The sequence below is a fragment of the Dyella acidisoli genome (genome assembly GCF_030160295.1).
Lineage (GTDB): Bacteria > Pseudomonadota > Gammaproteobacteria > Xanthomonadales > Rhodanobacteraceae > Dyella_B > Dyella_B acidisoli.
Window position 1 is genome coordinate 80,886 of sequence record NZ_BSOB01000001.1, and the last position, 17,384, is coordinate 98,269.

Sequence of the window (17,384 nt, forward strand, 5' to 3'; positions counted from 1 at the left end):
CTGAGCGTCACGGGCCGCTTGGATGGCTTTTCGATCTTGCTGAACTCATTGGGTAAAACGCCAAACGTGCGGCGCGTTATGGTTCACGACGTGCGTGCGCATAGACGAATGTGCGCTATCCATCGCCTTGCTTGTGTCGCAATTCACCAAATTACATTGCCGTCTCGAAAGGCTCGTGGTTTGGCCGCTTATGAAATGTGCATGCAGACTTGCGCGTAACTAGACTCGCCGCGCACTTGGCGAGAGGCACATGTGCAACTTGCGTAAATGATCAGTAAGCCACACGAGGGAGCAAAGGCAGTGCTGTCAAGAAACCATCTGTTTGCAAAAGCTATTGCGGCCAAGACAATCAATCCATCATCCGCTGCTCCTCGCGTTCTGATTTCCGCAGGGCGCGGAATGTGGCTGAGCACACTGGCACTCGCAATCCTTGCTTCAATCACGGCAGTGAATGCCGCAGCCACGCGATGGGTCAACGTGGCCCATGAGGGCCAATCGTTCGACATCAGCGGCAGCAGCAGGGTCCGCTATGGTTTCGGCACCAGGTGGATTACGCGCACCATCAGCGGGAATGCCGATTGCACCAACGGCTACTTCGGCACTGATCCTTTCCCCGGCCAGGTCAAGCGTTGCCAGGTTCCGGCACAAGCTACGCCGGTCTCCAACGATACCGTCGACGAAGGTACGGTCGGCACCGTGTGGGACACGTCCATCGGTAGCAAGCCGGCAACCGTGAGCGGCACCTGGGTTGCAGGTGGTCCGTCTCCGGATCACCCCAATTTTAAGCTGGTGAAGGAGTCACAGCATTTTGCTTTCTACTCCGACGAGAACCTCTCCGATGCCGAGCTCACGCAAGCGGCAGACACGCTGGAGAACCTGGTCTGGCACAACCTGTTCGACTCCAATCTGTATATGCAGGAGCCGTTCTACAATACGGCCACCAAGATCAAGCCATCTATTCACATCAGCTCGTCGTTTGGATTGAGCGGGGGTGCATGGGATGCGAATCATCTCAGCATGGAGATGGCGCCAGCAGGCCTGCTCGATCACTGGGGACTGACTCACGAGTTCACCCACACTTGGCAATTCTGGTGGGCTGCCAATGGCGGTCTGTCGTGCTCAGATCCGAATAACTGCCGCCCGATCTCCGAAAGTCACGCCAATTACACCGCGCATCAGTTGCCGGAGAACCGCGACAACGCACACTGCACCGAGATGCTTGCCAACGTTCCGCACCTGTATCTCGGCTCTTCGCGCGATATGTACTGCAACTGGCAGTTCATGGAGTTCCTCAAGGATAAGTACGGCCCGTCGGCAACTTCCGCAATCTTTACGACCGCAGGCTCAGATCCCTTCCTGAACATCATGAATTCGCGCGGTTGGAGCCTCTCCCAACTCAACGACTTCTTCGGCGATTGGGCCATGCACAACGTGACCTGGGACTATAAGGTCTCGGGCAACGGCTTCCGTAATACGTATGGCAATATCACGCTGGCCGATAAGTCCGAGCGTATGCATCGTCTGATGCCGATGGAAGCACTGGATAGTAATTGGCCTAGCAATCATCGCTTCGTTTCGCCGTTCTATGGTGCTCCGCAGCGCTTCGGTTACAACGTTGTGCGTTTGTATCCAACTGCCGGTGCCAGCACAGTCACCATCACGTTCCGAGGTGTCGATCAGCCGGGCTCCGATGCTGATTTCCGCTGGGGCCTGGTAGCTACCGATCAGCAATTCACGACGTCTCGCTACAGCAAACTGCAACATGGTTTGGACGGCCAATTAACGTTCAAGGTCAACGCGGGCGAGCCGCTGTTTCTGGTGGTGACGGCGACGCCGTCGGTGTATCAGACCGTTGTGATGGAGCAGGCCTATGGAACAATCTGGCGCTACCCCTACATGATCGAGCTGACCAATGCCTGGCCGCAGGGCTTCCAGAACGGGCAGCGCGATGCGTGCCCCGACGGCACCGAACGCCACTCCAACGGTGGTGGATGTGCACCGAATGGCACGCCGACGTCGGTTTACATCGGCCCGTACGCCACGGTGCTGCCGGGCTCACAAGTAAGCGGAAACGCGCGCGTTGAAGACGAAGCGATCATCGCCAACGGCACTGTCACCGGCGGTACGGTGGGCGGCCTAAGCGTGATCGGTGAAACCGGCGCCGACTGGAACAACAGCTTCTCCGTCTCCGGCGATGCACAAGTGCGCACCTCGTTCTATCCGCTGGGCTTCTTTGAAGCCGGCCAGGGCGCTTCGGGCAGCGTGAACTTGTCGGGTGACGTGGAATATCGCGGCGTCGGCTTGAACCTGGGAGCGGGCAACCGCTCAGGCTTCGTGGATGCCAACTCCACAACCGGTACGGATTCCGACATCAACACCAAGGATCAGATCCACTGGCGTGAGTAGAGCTTGAGTCCTTTGCATGGCATGGGTGTCGCCTGCGAATTTGTAGGTTGGGGTTTACACGCCAACCTACGAGCTGCTTTGCAATCAGGGCCGCGCGCGTATCGCTCGGTACGCGCCTTCGACCCCAAGCCAAACGGTGAGCCCGGCAATCTCAGTTGCTTCCAGCCCGCGTCACACGCACTGGAACGGACTTGTAGGAAGGTGTCCCGCTAACCTTATCGATATAGTCGAGCGGCACCAGGCAGTTGCCTTCGGGGTAATAGGTGGCGACTGAGCCTTTTGCGATTTTGTAGATCACCGCGATGACTTGGGTCATGCGTCGCTCCTGGCCTTTGCCGAATGCGGTCTCCACGATTAACGCGTCACCTTCCTCGATGCCCCGTTCTGCGAGGTCATCTTCATTCATGAAGAGCACATCGCGTCGTCCGAAAACGCCACGGTAGCGATCATCCAGTCCATAGATGGTCGTGTTGTACTGATCGTGGCTGCGCAGCGTGGTCAGCTTGAGGATCGTTCGATCCGTAAAAACAGGGTCTTCGTGCAGCCCGGTGAACTTGAGGAATTCCGCCTTTCCGGACGGCGTATTCCAGATCCGCTGCGTCGGTGGCAGTGGCAGCCTGAAACCTCCCGGGACACGGATGCGCTCGTTGAATTTCTCGAAGTCCGGAAAAACCGACTCAATGGCATTGCGAATGCGATCGTAGTCCTCGATCAGATGCATCCACGGTACTTTGCTCTGGGGAAGCGTGGCGGCTGCCATGCCTGCAACAATGGCTGGTTCCGACTTCAGTGCTTCCGAAGCCGGCGTCAGTTTGCCGCGCGACGCATGCACCATCGACATGGAATCTTCCACGGTGATCGACTGCGGCCCGGTTGCCTGGATGTCACGCTCGGTGCGGCCCAGGCAGGGCAGGATGAAGGTGTTCTTGCACGTGAGCAGGTGCGAGCGGTTGAGCTTGGTGGCGATATGTACCGAGAGTTCGAGATGCCGCACCGCCTTGAAGCACGCTTCCGGATCGGGCAGCGCCACAGCCAGATTGCCGCCGAGGCAAATCAGCACCTTCGATTCGCCCGTTACGATGGCCTGCATGGCCGCTACGGCGTCATGACCGTGTGCGGCCGGCGGGCGGAAGCCGAATGTTTGCTCGATCCGCTGGAGCAGGGCGGCGCCTGGCTTTTCCGTAATGCCGACCGTTCGATCACCCTGGACGTTGGAGTGGCCACGTAGCGGACAGATGCCTGCACCGGGCTTGCCGAAGTTGCCACGCAGCAACAGCAGGTTGGCGATCTGCTGGACGTTCTGCGTGCCCATGCTGTGCTGTGTGATGCCCATACCATAAGTGACGATGGTCGCCTTGGATTTGGCATAGGCTTCGGCGACTTTGCGTAACTCGTCTTCAGGTACACCTGAGGTAGTCTCGATGTCTCGCCAGGAAGTCGCGCGAAGATCGGCTGCGAACGACTCGAATCCGTTGGTGTGCTCCGCAATGAAGGTGTGATCGAGAACGGCGCCCTCCGGCCCTAGCACTTCATCCATCTCAAGCAGCACTTTCATGATGCCTTTGAGCGCCGCTGCGTCGCCACCGACCTTGGGTTGAAGGTAGGTCGACGCGATCTCGGTCGCGCCAAAGCTCGCCATTTCCAGCGGGTCCTGCGGATCGGCAAAGCGCTCCAGCGCACGCTCGCGCAACGGATTGAACACGATAATGGGGGCGCCGCGACGCGCCACTTCATGGAGCGTGCCCATCATGCGGGGATGATTCGTACCCGGGTTGTGCCCCATGGCGATGATGAGTTCGCAATGATCGAAATCGTCGAGTGAAACGGTGCCCTTGCCGATGCCAATGGAGTGAGGAAGACCAACGCTAGTCGCCTCATGACACATGTTCGAGCAATCCGGGAAATTGTTGGTGCCGTATTCCCGGGCAAAGATTTGGTAGAGAAAGGCCGCTTCGTTGGAAGCGCGCCCCGAGGTGTAGAACTCGACCGCGTTCGGGTTGGCCTGGCTGCGGAGAATCGTGCCAATGCGCGCAAAGGCTTCGTCCCAGCTGATCGCCTCGTAGATGTCCTTCTCCTCGTTGTAGGCCATCGGGTGTGTCAATCGACCCTGATCCTCCAACTGGTAATCGCTCCATTCGCGCAGCGACGTAACCGTATGAGCAGCAAAAAATGTCGGAGGAACGCGCTTATTCGTCGCCTCCCACGTGACGGCTTTTGCACCGTTCTCGCAAAACCTGAAGGTGGATTTATGCTCCTTGTCCGGCCATGCACAACCCGGGCAGTCGAATCCCTCAGGCTGATTGGTTCGAAGGAGTGTCATCGTGGCGTCAGGGGCATTCATTTGCTCCTGGACGGCCTTGGCCGTTGCTCGCAATGCTCCCCAGCCACCTGCGGGTGCGTTGTAAGGACGAATGCCGGGAATCTCTTTATCAGCCATGACGCCATCTCGCTGTAGTGCTTGTATCTATTGAGCCTGATTGTCGCCCGGCTTTTTACCGAGCAGGCGGCTTGCGCCACGCAGGTTGTGGTATCTGTTCCGGTAATGATCCGTTGCGCGACACCTTAATGAAATATCTTCCTCTGGATGGGTATTGTCTACAGATACAGATGAAGAGTAGGTGCGAATTACGCTGCCGGCAGGGAAGGCCGTAACTTTGCATGGAGAAAAAGGGTAGGCGGATACCGGACGTTTCATCCATAGGGTATGGCTTCGCTTGTTCGAGGTGAATCTAGCTAAGTTCTCGAATACGCTAGGCCTCGTGTAAGGAGATCGCAAGAATAGCAAGGCCACCAATTTCAGGGAGACAAGAACATGCCCCTCGCTCTGGCTGGTTCCACTTGGAAAAAATGGGATTTGCATGTGCATACGCCCGAGTCCTTCTATCACAACTATCCAGGCTCCCATGAGGAGGCGTGGGAGGCATTCTTGAAGGACATCGAGAACCTTCCAGAGGAATTCAAAGTAATCGGCATCAATGATTACGTCCTCGTTGATGGCTACGAGAAGGTACTGAGGGCGAAGCAAGCGCAGGGAAGATTGAAGAACATAGATCTAATCGTGCCGGTGGTTGAGTTGCGATTGGATAAGTTCGGTGGCGTGGTCCAAGGAGGCAAAAGCGGTAACGCCCCATCGAATTGGAGCCGAATCAACATCCACGTCATATTCGATCAGGTTGAACCGGAATTCATCCGCCAGCAATTCATTTCGGCAATCGCTCCGAGCTACCGTCTTCTCCCGGGCTCGACCGGTGAAGGTAAGTGGAATTCGGTGATCTCCCGGCAAAGCATCGAAGCTCTGGGCGCTGCCATCATCGAGTCTGTTCCGGCAGACAAGCGCGCGGCATATGGAAGCGCACTCATTGAGGGCTTCAACAATCTGAACGTGAGCGCTGATGGTTTGCGTAAGGCTTTGGAGAACGAAGCCCTCAAGGGAAAGTTCATCGTCGCAGTCGGCAAGACCGAATGGGAGAACCTCAAATGGGATGATCACTCGATCGCAGAGAAAAAGACCCTCATTAACATGGCCGATCTCGTCTTTACTGCAGCAGAAAAGCCGGAGGACTACGCGAAGGCCAGGACTAAGCTGCGCGAAGCCGGCGTCAACTCCAATCTCCTTGACTGCTCCGACGCCCACGGGCTGAGCGCGTCTATCGATAAGGATCGCATTGGTAACTGCTTTACGTGGATCAAGGCTGATAGCACTTTTAAGGGGCTTTTGCAGGCCATTGAGGAGTTCGAGGATCGAGTTTACGTCGGCGACAATCCGCCCAAGCGCCAGCATGTCGAACTCAATCGGACGAAGTTTATTCGGTCCGTCAAGATTGCCAAGAAGGACAACTCAAAGCTCGTAGACACATGGTTCGACATGGATTTACCACTAAATCCGGATTTGGTGGCGATTATCGGTAATAAGGGGAGCGGCAAGAGCGCACTTGCGGATATCATTGCCTTGGTTGGTAACACCAAGAACCATCGCAGTTTCTCGTTCTTGAACGAGGCGCGTTTCCGAGATCCACGAGCAAAACTCGCCCAGCATTTCGTGGGTACGCTGGTCTGGCGCGATGGTTCGGAGGCTTCAAGGGATTTGGACAAGGATCCCGAGTCCAGCAGTGTGGAGCGAGTCAAGTATCTGCCGCAGAGTTATCTTGAGACGCTATGCAACGAGCTAGGTACAGGTGGCTCAGCGACCTTCGACGCAGAGCTGCGCAAGATCATTTACTCTCACGTGCCCGCTGAGGACCAGCTTGGCCAGCCGTCTATGGATGCGCTGCTGAATTTCAAGGTGGCTGAGATCAACAAGGCAATGGAAGCTCTCCGTGGAAAAATCGCTGCACTCAACGTCAAGATACTTGGTGCCGAAGGAAGACTCTTCCCTGAGTTCAAGAATGGATTGACCGAGCGTCTCGCAGCAAAGAACGCTGAGCTTGCTTCCTTAGAAGAAGCCAAGCCCCAGCAGGTCGAAGATCCGAATGCTTCGCCCGAAGCCTTGGAGGAGTCCAAGAATGCCGCAGCTATGATCGACGGCCTTGAGCTGCAACTGCAGGATGTCAGCAAAGAAGAAACGGAATTTCGGGAGCTGAAATTCGCTGCGGCAAAGAGGCAAGCGGTCGCCCGCCGGATAGCCCAAGCGTTGGTCAACCAGAAGAAACAAAATGACGCCTTCGAAATTGAGTTGAAGCAGCTCTTGGCCGAACTCGGGATAGAGATCCCCTTCAATTCATTGTTCGAAGTCCGGATTGACGCCAAGCCTGTCAATGATCTTGCCAAGGCAATGCAGGTTGAGATCGACACAATTGACGGGAAGCTCCAAAGTGTAGAACCGGGTAGCCTCTTGAAGAGACGCGAGGAGCTCGTTGCCTCGATTGCGGATGCTAAGAGCAAGCTCGGTGAGCGCCAGCGTCTCTTCGTGCTCTACAAGGATGAGCTGGCTAAATGGGGGAAATCGAAGACCGAGATCATGGGGCCTGCTGACAAGCAGGGAACCATTGCTTGGCTAGAGTCTGAAATTAGATCGCTGGAAGCTTTGCCTCGCCAACTTCAGGAATTGAAGGCGCAACGGGCGGGCCTCTCTGAGGAGATTCACGGCCTGATTCGGGGCATGGTTGACGAGTTTCAGCGACTCTACCTTCCCGTCCAGGGATTTGTTAAGTCGGCTGGTCAGATGGACATGAACCTCCCCCTGGAAATCCATGTCCGCATCGAAGAGGCGGGTTTTCTGGACCACTTTCTGGGAAAGCTCAATCGCCAAGTTCGAGGGACCTTCTCTGGGATCGACGAGAGCAACCAGCTGTTACGACGCATGCTGCAAGAAGCAAGCTTTGTGGAACCGCAAGACGCTCTTGCTTTTGTTGAGAGGATCGATCGAGTCATGCACTCCGATCAACGCGACGGGCAAGACGGTCGGGAGACACGTCTGGCAGATCAACTTCGCAAAGGCGTAGAGGCAACTGAAGTCCTCGACTATATCTTTGGGCTCGAATACCTTTCTCCGCGCTACTCACTAACATACGGCGGCCAGGACATCGGTCAACTTTCACCCGGTGAGCGAGGGCTCTTATTGCTAGTCTTCTACCTCTTGGTTGATAAGGAAGACATTCCGATTGTGATCGATCAACCAGAAGAAAACCTCGACAACCAAACTATCTACAAGATTTTGGTCAAGTGTATCAAGAAGGCGAAGGAGCGACGTCAAGTCATCATGGTTACGCACAACCCGAACTTAGCGGTCGTCTGCGATGCCGAGCAAATCGTCTACGCGTTTCGCAACACCGAAGGCGTTCGATTTGAATATGAGGCTGGCGCGATCGAGCAATCGGAGATCAAGGATAGGGTTGTCCAGATTCTCGAGGGAACTGAACCCGCGTTCAAGAACAGGCAATCGAAGTATCGGTTGCAGTGAACGAAATCCAGCTCTTCCTTGCGCGCAAGGAAGAGCATTCGCTACGACAAGCACTAAGAAGCTGATCAGTCAGCGCGCAGCCCTTTCGTCGCAGGCTTCTTTGTTCTGATCACCAGCGAGGCAGAACGTAGTGGATGTCCCGTTGTTTCTTCTTCGACCGCTTCAATCAGCACCTCGCCAGCATCATCATCCGTCGATTGAACGATGACTTGGGCCAACCCATTGAATAGTGATCGCTTGGGTTCTTTGTCACTTTCTAGGCAGTTGGGATTGCCGTTGCCGACGCCGATCAGTTTTCCCTTTCCGGAGATTCGGAACGCGAGTTTGTTGTTCGCCGTGGGTACCAACCGGCCATGTTCGTCCAGCGCTTCGACGGTGATGATGGCTATGTCCTGTCCGTCTGCGGCAATTTCAGAGCGATCGGCGGTCAAACGGATTTTTTGCGCAGGACCGGTGGTTTCACGCTTCTCGATCAGCACGATTTCGCCGTTGCGACGGCCGCGCGCCTCGATCACACCGGGTGTGTAAGCGACCTTCCATTCCACATGCCCCAGATGCGGCACTTTCTTGCTGCCGAGACTCTTGCCGTTGAGGAAGAGTTCGACTTCATCGAGGTTGGTATAGACCCAGACGGCAATGTCCTGGCCTTCTTTCCCTTGCCAGTTCCAATGTGGAAACACGTGGAGGCTGGGTTCTTTTCGCCACCAGGCCTTGTAGTAGTAATAATAATCCTTGGGAAAGCCGCACATATCGACAATCCCGAATTGTGAGCTGATCGAAGGCCAGCCATACGGTGTCGGTTCGCCGCGATAATCGAAGCCTGTCCAGGCGAAGCCGCCGGCCATCCATTCGCGGGTGCCGTAGAAAGTCCACCATTGCTCTGGCGTCTGTCCCCAGTCCACGACGCCGTCATAGCTGTTGACTGTGTTCTTTGCCTTGTCGGAGGTGTATTCGCCGCGCGTGGAAATGGCGCTGGACGTTTCCGATCCGAATAATGCGCGCTTCGGGTGCTTCTTGTGGAAAGCGTCGGGAAAATCGGTGTGGTAGTTGAAGCCGATGATATCGAGCGCATCGGATACGCCTTGCTCGTTATCGCCGTTGACGGCCGCAGACACGACGCGGGTGGGGTCGAGTTCATGGCAGCGCTCGACCATGGTCGCTGCGATGCGTGCACCTTGTGGCGCCATATCGCCTTTTTGCAGTTCCCACTCTTCGTTGCCGATCGACCAGATAATGATCGAAGGTGAGTTGCGATATCGCTTCACCATGGTTTCGAGTTGCTGCAGGCCGCTCGGGCTGGAGCTCATCTGGCGCGTTTCGCACATCATCAGCATGCCCATGCGGTCGCACGCTTCGACCCATTCGGGTGTTGGCATGTTGTGCGACGTGCGTACCGCGTTGCAGCCCATGCTTTGCAGCACGGATATGCGGAACGCTTGCAGCCGATCGGGCAGAGCGGCGCCGACTCCGGCATGGTCTTGGTGATTGCACGTGCCTTGAATCTTGAGCGGCTTGCCGTTCAAGGAGAAGCCGTGGTCGGGGTCGAACACGGCCGTACGGATGCCGAAGGGAATCTGCTCGGCATCGCGCACGTTACCGTCTACGAGAACTTTGACGAGAGCTGTGTAGAGATGAGGCTCATCAGGCGACCAGAGTGCAGGGTTGCTGACGGATGCCGTGGCTCGATAATCCATCGATGCATTCGTCGCAATGGTTTGAGCCGTAGATGTCGCCTGCGCAACTGTGCGGCCAGCGGTATCGACGATGGTCCATTCGAGCGAGGCATTGACCGGATGCGCGTTCTCATTCTCGATGATGGTCGCAAGGTCGAGCGAGGCCGCATCGCCGTTGAGGGTAGAGCGCACCACACTTTCCCATTTGGCCAGGTGCACCGGATCCATCTTGGTCAGCCAGACATGGCGATAGATGCCGGCCCCTTCGTAAAACCAGCCATCGCCGAAACTGGCGTCGACACGCACGGCGATATGATTTTTGCCGCCGTAATTAAGGAAATCGGTGAGGTCGAAACGGAACGAGGTGTAGCCGTCGTCGTGACGGCCGATGAAGCAGCCGTTGACGAACAACATGACGTCTCGCATCGCACCGTCGAACTCGATCCAGATGCGGCGTCCACGATCGCTCTCGGGAATGTCGAACGTGCGCCGATACCAGCCGACGCTGGTTGCGGGATAACGCCGCCCAAGCGGTTTGTAGCCATGCGAGAGCATTCGGTTGTCTTCATCGCCCTTGTCGTCGTGCACAAAGGGGAGTTCTACCGCCCAGTCATGTGGCAGATTCAGCTTGCGCCAGCCGGCATCATTGAAGTCGGCGGTGGCAATCTTGAAGGTACCCGTCTTCGAAAAATCGCTCTGACCGAATCCAAAGTTGAAATCCTTGGTTGGATCATCACCGTTGCCGAGCGCGAACTGCCAGCCAAAATCAAATAGCCATTGCTCGCGTGGCGCCATGGCTGTCGTGCTTTGCGGTAGCGTCAAGAACTGCTGTCCCGCGGTCTGCTTACCGTTACTGGCCAACACGAAGCGCGGCAGAAGGCCGGCGCCGAACAATCCGATGCTTGAGATGACGAAGGTGCGGCGCGTGATGTCAACCATGAGAATCACAATCTCCTGATGTAAGACCTACCGATGTCATGGCGAAGATGGTTGCCTATGACGCGGTGGTTGAGCCAGACCGAGCGTTGCGTGATGGTTTTGATAGTGGAGGGCGTGTGATGCGGCCGCCTGCCGACGTGCACCATAGCAAAGAAAGCATTGTTCGAGTTACACACGGTGTAGATGTGCGACAGGTGGCTCATTGAGCTCCTCGATTAAGGCTGGCGCTTACTTGAGGCTCTGTTGCATTGGAAGAGGGGTGTCATGAAAGTATGCCCTCCCTCACGGCCGTCATTCCCGCGAAAGCGGGAATCCATCTTCGCTCTTGCATCAGGGCAGAATGGATTCCCGCTTTCGCGGGAATGACGGCCTTTGTAGGTAACTTTCATCATTATTTGGCCAACGCCGCCTTCTCAATCAGCTTTGCTACCGCATCAGGATGGGACACCATCACCACGTGTGAGGCTCCCTTGACGACTACGACATCTTTGGCACTCGCTCGCTTGGCCATAAATGCCATCGCTTGCGGCGGAATGTTCTTGTCCGCATCGCCATAGATAAACCAGGACGGGATGTTCTTCCAGGCCGCATCGCCCGATCTCTCGTTGAGTGCTGTTTCCGCTATGGGGCGCTGCGTTGCTGCCATCAGTACCGCCTGGGCGGAGGGGACATCGGCCGCGAACTGCGTAGGGAACTTGTTCTGGAGGATGTAAAGATCTTTGCCGCCATCGCCGAGTTCCGCGGGTGGGGCAAGTGCCTTGCCCAGTGTGCTACCAGGGAACTTGCCCGCCAACTCGGCGACGGTCTCGCCGGAATCGGGAGCGAACGCACTCACGTAAACCAATGCCTTGACGTTCGAGTGGCCGTTGGCCGCGTCGGTGATGACATTGCCACCATAGGAATGCCCGACCAGCACGACAGGCTCTTTCAGATCGGCGACCAGGCTGGCGATGTACGCACCATCGTTCTTGACGCCACGCAGCGGATTGGCGGCGGCAATGACGAAGTAGCCATCTTTCTGCAGGATCTTGACGACCCCGTTCCAACTCGAAGCATCAGCGAATGCGCCATGTACCAGCACGATGGTGGGTTTATGCATCGGCTCCTTCGCGGATGCAGAGGCGCCAATGACCATGGCGAATGCGAGCGCCACTCCTGCGAACATCTTCTTCATTTTGTATCTCCTGGGGTTTTGTGGGCCAGAGCCATGAAGCGAGATCCGGCCGGAAAAAACATTGAAATTTGGCTAATGCGGCGACACCACTTCGACAAGCGGCTTCCCGATAGGAACGATGTATGTTCCAAGCTCCGCCGCATTGGTTTGCCCGACATTTGTTGCGCTATGGACAACGCCCGTCGGAACAAACAGGACGTCGCCAGCCTTGAGCGTCACCGGCGACTTGCCTTCGAGGTGATATTCCAAAGTGCCTTCGATGACGTAGATGATTTCCTCGCCGGGATGCTTGTGATTGGGAGCGGTTTTGCCAGGATCGATGTCGACACGCAGTTGGAGTTCTTCGTAGCCCGGAATGCTGAGGTTGTGACGGGAAAGTTCCTTGCGATGCGTTCCCTGCAGTTGCTGCGCATGCCCTATATCAGGTGCCAGGACGCTTGCGATGGTCAGGAGCGTTACAGCCCCAATGATTGATGCTTTCATGTGATGCTCCTTGCTTATTTGCGTTTGCAAAGATGTTGGCCCCGCAACGGAGAATGGAGGCATCGTCTGCCAGTTGAGAGGCATCGTTGGCTGTTTCGGGAATGGCGGCAATTACGCGCGAGGTAATAACGGTTAGCCAACCTTCGTCCGATCCGTATCAAAGGTGATCGGCATCGATCACGGCTTGAGTGAACGCCTGCGGTGCTTCTTCCGGCAGGTTGTGGCCGATACCACCGGTAATCAGGCGGAACTGGTACTTGCCTGCGAACTTCTTGGCGTACGCTTCCGGCTGCGGATGCGGTGCGCCATTGGCATCCCCTTCCAAGGCGATAGTTGGCACTGTGATAGCCGTGAATTGAGCCAGCCGCTTTTCCTGGGCTTCGTACTTCGTTTCGCCCTTGGCCAGGTCCAACCGCCAGCGATAATTGTGGACCGCGATGGCAACCTGATCCGGATTGTTCAGCGCAGCCGCACTGCGTTCGAAGGTGGCGTCGTCAAAGTTCCATTTCGGCGAAGCAGTTTGCCAAATCAACTTGGCGAAGTCGTGGCGGTATTTGTCGTAGCCGATGCGACCACGCTCGGTGGCGAAGTAATACTGATACCACCACTGCAACTCGGCTTTGGGTGGCAACGGGGTTGCACCGGAATCCTGGCTGCCGATGAGATAGCCGCTCACGGTCACCAATGCTTTCACCCGCTCCGGCCACAAGGTTGCGACGATATCCGCCGAGCGCGCACCCCAGTCGAAGCCGCCAAGCACTGCATGGTTGATATGGAGCGCATCCATGAAGTCGATAACATCCTGCGCCAGTGCGACGGGTTCGCCGTTGCGCAGGGTGCTATCAGACAGGAAACGCGTGTCGCCGTAGCCGCGCGCATAGGGGACAAGCACCCGATAGCCTTTCGCTGCCAGAGCGGGTGCGACTTCTTCATAGCTATGGATGTCGTAGGGCCAGCCATGCAGAAGAATCACCACTGGACCATTGGCCGGCCCCATCTCCGCATAAGCGATATCCAGCACGCCGGCATGGACATGCTTCAGTGGGCCCCAAGGATCTTGCGATGTAGCGAGTGACTTGGACGGCTGATTCGACGAGTCTTCGGCATGTGCGAACGAAGCAAAACTAGCAAAGCTGAGGGCGAAGGCGGCGGCGAGTGCCAAGTGCGTGCGCTTCATGGTGATCTCCTGGAATGTGTGCGTGGTGAGGAAGGGACTTAAAGCGCGGTGACGACGGCCTTGATGTTTCCGCGCGTCGCCTTCGAATACGGGCAAAGCTGGTGGGCGCGATCGACGATGGATTGAGCGAGGTCGCGATCGAGTCCCGGCAGGCTTACGTTGAGACGTGCCTGGAGGAAGAAACCTTCCTCGGCGTCGTTGCCCAGGTCGACTTCAGCGGCGACCGAAACGTCTGCTGGCAACGCGATGCCTTTTTCCTTCGCGGCATGTCCCATCGCGCCGATGAAGCAGGCGGACCAGCCTGCGGCGAACAACTGTTCCGGATTGGTGCCGGCGCCGTTGGAGCCAGGAACGGACAGCTTGATGTCGAGGCGGTTGTCGTCGCTGCGCGACTGGCCGTTGCGGCCGCCGGTGGTGAAGGTCTTGCCGGTGTAGAGGATGGACATGATCGGTTTCCTTAGTGGGTTGAATGGCCTCCCCAAGTGGATGGCGGGGCGTTGGCCGGTGTGCATAGGAAACCGCGGCGAAGTATCCCGGTTGTGTCTGGGCAAGCGCCAAAAGGCATCGAAATGTGTAACGGGCGGGGTCTGATACGTTTCGATACAAAACTCACCGGCTGAGGCCGGCCTGCCTCGGGATCCGTTTGTACAAACAGATACAAAAAGCCATGGGAGCGGACACGTTCGGGATAAATCCGGGGCGTCCAATACGCGTCAAGGCGGCGCGTTGGCACTGCCACTTATCCACTGCAGGGCAGACCACCCATGACATCACTCCGCATTGCCGCCGCCATAGCCGCCTTGAGCGCGGCCCTGATTGCTTTCTGGCCAACCGCTTGGACCATGATCAGCACTGAGGAGTCCGCCAATGGCACACCGGCGCCCGACTTCACTGGCGCCGATCGCTGGTTCAACTCGGCTCCGCTGACCATCGACGGCCTGCGTGGCAAGGTGGTGCTGGTGGAGTTCTGGACACGGGAATGCATCAATTGCATCCACGTGCTGCCGCACACCAAGGCGCTTTACGACACGTACGCCAGCAAAGGGCTTGTGGTCGTCGGCGTGCACACGCCCGAATACGATGAAGAGCACGACCTGGCTTCTTTACAGGAAGCGATGGGCCGCTATCAGATCACTTGGCCGGTGGCGGTGGATAATAACTACCGCATCTGGAATGCCTACGGAAATCGTTACTGGCCGGCCATCTACCTCATCGACCAGCACGGCCATGTGGTTTACCGCCACGTCGGCGAGGGAAACTATGACGACACCGAGCAACGCATTCGGCAGTTGCTGGGCAAATCGCAGGGCACGTAACAACAACGCAACTTTGGGAATGCATGAACATGGACCACATCGACAATATCCTCGTCGTCGATGACGATCGCGACATCCGCACGGGTGTCGTGGACTACCTGCGAAAGAACGGCTTGCGCGCCAGCGCGGCCGTCGATGGCCGCGACATGTTCGCGCAACTGGATACGTCGGCGTTCGACCTTGTCGTGCTGGATATCATGATGCCCGGCGATGACGGCCTGGTGCTTTGCCGCACCTTGCGCAGCGGCAAGCATCGCGCGCTACCGATATTGCTGCTGACCGCGCGTGATGATGAAACCGACCGCATCATTGGACTGGAAATGGGCGCCGATGACTATGTGGTAAAGCCGTTCTCGCCACGCGAATTGCTCGCGCGCATCAAGGCGGTGATTCGCCGCACGCGCATGCTGCCGCCGAATCTGCGCATCACCGAAGCCACCGAAATACTATCGTTCGGACGCTGGCGCCTGGATACCGCTGCGCGCCATCTGCTGGACGAGGAGGGCACCATCGTGCCGTTGAGCGGCGCCGAATTCCGATTGCTGCGCGTCTTCCTGGATCATCCGCAGCGTGTGCTTTCGCGGGACCAGTTGCTCAACCTCACGCAGGGCAGGGACGCGGAGCTTTTCGATCGTTCGATCGACCTTTTGGTAAGCCGTCTGCGCACTCGACTTGAAGACAATGCCAAGGAACAGTCGTACATCAAGACCGTGCGCAGCGAAGGTTATGTGTTCAGCATGCCGATCACCGTGCACGGGGATAACGCGTGAGCCGTGTGGCATTCCTCACACCCGTGCGCTGGGTGCCGCGCAGCATGGCTTCGCGCGTGTACTTGATTATCTTCGTCGGCCTGATGCTGGCGCAGGGGCTTTCTTTTGCGCTGATGTTCTATGAGCGCTACGAAAGTGCCACGACGACCATGCTCAACACGGTCGAGCATGAAGTAAGTACCTCGGTTACGGTGCTCGATCGCTTGCCCGCAGCCGAGCGCGTCAATTGGCTAGGCCTCCTGCAGCGTGACAGCTACCGTTTCCTGCTTGGGCGCGGCGAGGCAGGCATGCCGCTGGTAACCGAGCGCTCGCGAGAAGTCACGCGCCGGATCGAGAAAGAAGTCGGTCCTGATTATCGCGTGCAGGCCGACACGATCTCGATGCATCCCGAGATCTATCAGGTGCACTTCACCTTGCACGATGGTTCGTCACTCACGCTGGAAATTACGCCACGCGGCATACCGCCGATCGCACAATGGCTGCCGATCGTGCTGGCCTTGCAGTTGTTCGTGCTGCTCGTGTGCACCTGGTTGGCGGTGCGATTGGCCGCGCGCCCGCTGGCGCAACTGGCGAGGGCTGCAGAATCCATCACGCCGACAGCGGAAGGCCCGCGTATGAGTGAAGAAGGCCCTGTCGAAGTGGCTCAAGCTGCGATCGCCTTCAACTCGATGCAGGAACGCATCGCCCGCCATCTCAAGGAGCGCTTGCATATCCTCGCCTCGATCTCGCATGACTTGCAGACGCCCATTACCCGCATGCGCCTGCGCGCGGAATCCTTGGAGGAAGGCGAGGAGCGCGAGAAGATTCTGCGCGACCTGCACGAGATGGAGCATCTGGTACGCGAAGGCGTGGCCTATGCACGCAGCGCACATGGCGGTGCGGAGACACCCGTTCGCATGGATGTGAAGGCTTTTCTGGAAAGCCTCGTATTCGACTACCAGGACATCGGCAAGGCTGTCACGTTATCGGAATCCGTCAGCGGTGCGGCCATGGTTCGTCAGCAGGCGCTGCGACGTGTGCTGGGCAACCTGATCGACAACGCCCTCAAATATGGCGGCACTGCCGAAGTCAGTGCCCGACGTAACGAACAAGGCGCGTTGTGCATGGCCGTGTGTGATCGCGGTCCTGGCATTCCCGACGATCAGTTGGATCAGGTTCTGCAACCGTTCTATCGATTGGAAGGTTCGCGCAACCGTGACACGGGCGGCGCAGGTTTGGGCTTGGCCATTGCTGCGCAATTGGCGCGTGCCATTGGCGGGAGCCTTCAGCTTTCTAATCGGCAGGGTGGTGGGCTTGCGGCGACTGTTACGTTGCCTTGAGGCGCTCGAAAAACTCGCTGAGTGAATTCCTCTCTCGCCGGGGCCTGATTGCGTCTCGCCTCAGCTGGGCCTGTCGTGGTGTTGGGGTATTGCCTGCGGCGCTTTCGGACCCTAAAGGGCCCGAGTCACTTTTCTTTGCTGGCCCAAAGAAAAGTAACGGCGGAGTCAATCTAGAAGTGCATCATCAATCTTCTGCGCCAGATCATCGCGACCGAGCGCCCGCATAAA

At 57.2% G+C, this 17,384-nt stretch carries 11 protein-coding genes; 5 read left to right on the plus strand and 6 right to left on the minus strand.

Annotated elements, in window-relative coordinates:
• Positions 1–399: 399 nt before the first annotated feature.
• Positions 400–2,406, plus strand: a complete 2,007-nt coding sequence (locus QQJ86_RS00345; protein WP_284318898.1) for a DUF6055 domain-containing protein — start codon at positions 400–402, stop codon at positions 2,404–2,406.
• Between the two features lie 151 nt (positions 2,407–2,557).
• Here QQJ86_RS00345 and QQJ86_RS00350 read toward each other — a convergent pair whose 3' ends face one another.
• Positions 2,558–4,843: an FdhF/YdeP family oxidoreductase gene (locus tag QQJ86_RS00350; RefSeq protein WP_284318899.1), complete on the minus strand. Its 2,286-nt coding sequence runs from the start codon at positions 4,841–4,843 to the stop codon at positions 2,558–2,560.
• A 375-nt stretch (positions 4,844–5,218) separates the two neighbouring features.
• Here QQJ86_RS00350 and QQJ86_RS00355 point away from each other — a divergent pair, with 375 nt between their 5' ends.
• The gene (locus QQJ86_RS00355) at positions 5,219–8,305 is read left to right on the plus strand and encodes a TrlF family AAA-like ATPase (protein ID WP_284318900.1); all 3,087 of its coding nucleotides are present in this window, start codon (positions 5,219–5,221) and stop codon (positions 8,303–8,305) included.
• A gap of 65 nt (positions 8,306–8,370) precedes the next feature.
• Here the strand turns inward: QQJ86_RS00355 and galA are convergent, their stop codons facing one another.
• The 5 genes from galA to QQJ86_RS00380 all read right to left on the minus strand — a co-directional run bounded on the left by galA (position 8,371) and on the right by QQJ86_RS00380 (position 14,197).
• The gene (galA, locus tag QQJ86_RS00360) at positions 8,371–10,917 is read right to left on the minus strand and encodes a beta-galactosidase GalA (RefSeq protein ID WP_284318901.1); all 2,547 of its coding nucleotides are present in this window, start codon (positions 10,915–10,917) and stop codon (positions 8,371–8,373) included.
• Between the two features lie 391 nt (positions 10,918–11,308).
• The gene (locus tag QQJ86_RS00365) at positions 11,309–12,091 is read right to left on the minus strand and encodes an alpha/beta fold hydrolase (protein ID WP_284318902.1); all 783 of its coding nucleotides are present in this window, start codon (positions 12,089–12,091) and stop codon (positions 11,309–11,311) included.
• 72 nt (positions 12,092–12,163) lie between these two features.
• Positions 12,164–12,574 carry a cupin domain-containing protein gene (locus QQJ86_RS00370; RefSeq protein ID WP_284318903.1) on the minus strand — a complete coding sequence of 137 codons (411 nt, stop codon included), beginning with the start codon at positions 12,572–12,574 and terminating at the stop codon, positions 12,164–12,166.
• A 157-nt stretch (positions 12,575–12,731) separates the two neighbouring features.
• The gene (locus QQJ86_RS00375) at positions 12,732–13,751 is read right to left on the minus strand and encodes an alpha/beta fold hydrolase (RefSeq protein ID WP_284318904.1); all 1,020 of its coding nucleotides are present in this window, start codon (positions 13,749–13,751) and stop codon (positions 12,732–12,734) included.
• A 38-nt stretch (positions 13,752–13,789) separates the two neighbouring features.
• Entirely contained in the window at positions 13,790–14,197 is a 408-nt protein-coding gene (locus QQJ86_RS00380; RefSeq protein WP_284318905.1) for an organic hydroperoxide resistance protein, read from the minus strand.
• Between the two features lie 318 nt (positions 14,198–14,515).
• On the opposite strand from QQJ86_RS00380, the gene QQJ86_RS00385 reads away from it, so the two are divergent.
• Genes QQJ86_RS00385 through QQJ86_RS00395 form a run of 3 tightly spaced genes read left to right on the plus strand, consistent with a single transcriptional unit; the run spans position 14,516 to position 17,156 of the window.
• Positions 14,516–15,067: a redoxin domain-containing protein gene (locus QQJ86_RS00385; RefSeq protein ID WP_284318906.1), complete on the plus strand. Its 552-nt coding sequence runs from the start codon at positions 14,516–14,518 to the stop codon at positions 15,065–15,067.
• Between the two features lie 29 nt (positions 15,068–15,096).
• On the plus strand, positions 15,097–15,837 hold the full coding sequence (locus QQJ86_RS00390; RefSeq protein ID WP_284318907.1) for a response regulator: 741 nt from the start codon (positions 15,097–15,099) through the stop codon (positions 15,835–15,837).
• Positions 15,834–17,156 (plus strand): sensor histidine kinase, encoded by a 1,323-nt coding sequence (locus tag QQJ86_RS00395; protein WP_284318908.1) that lies wholly within the window; start codon positions 15,834–15,836, stop codon positions 17,154–17,156. Before QQJ86_RS00390 ends, QQJ86_RS00395 begins: the two co-directional genes overlap by 4 nt.
• The last annotated feature ends 228 nt before the right edge of the window (positions 17,157–17,384 follow it).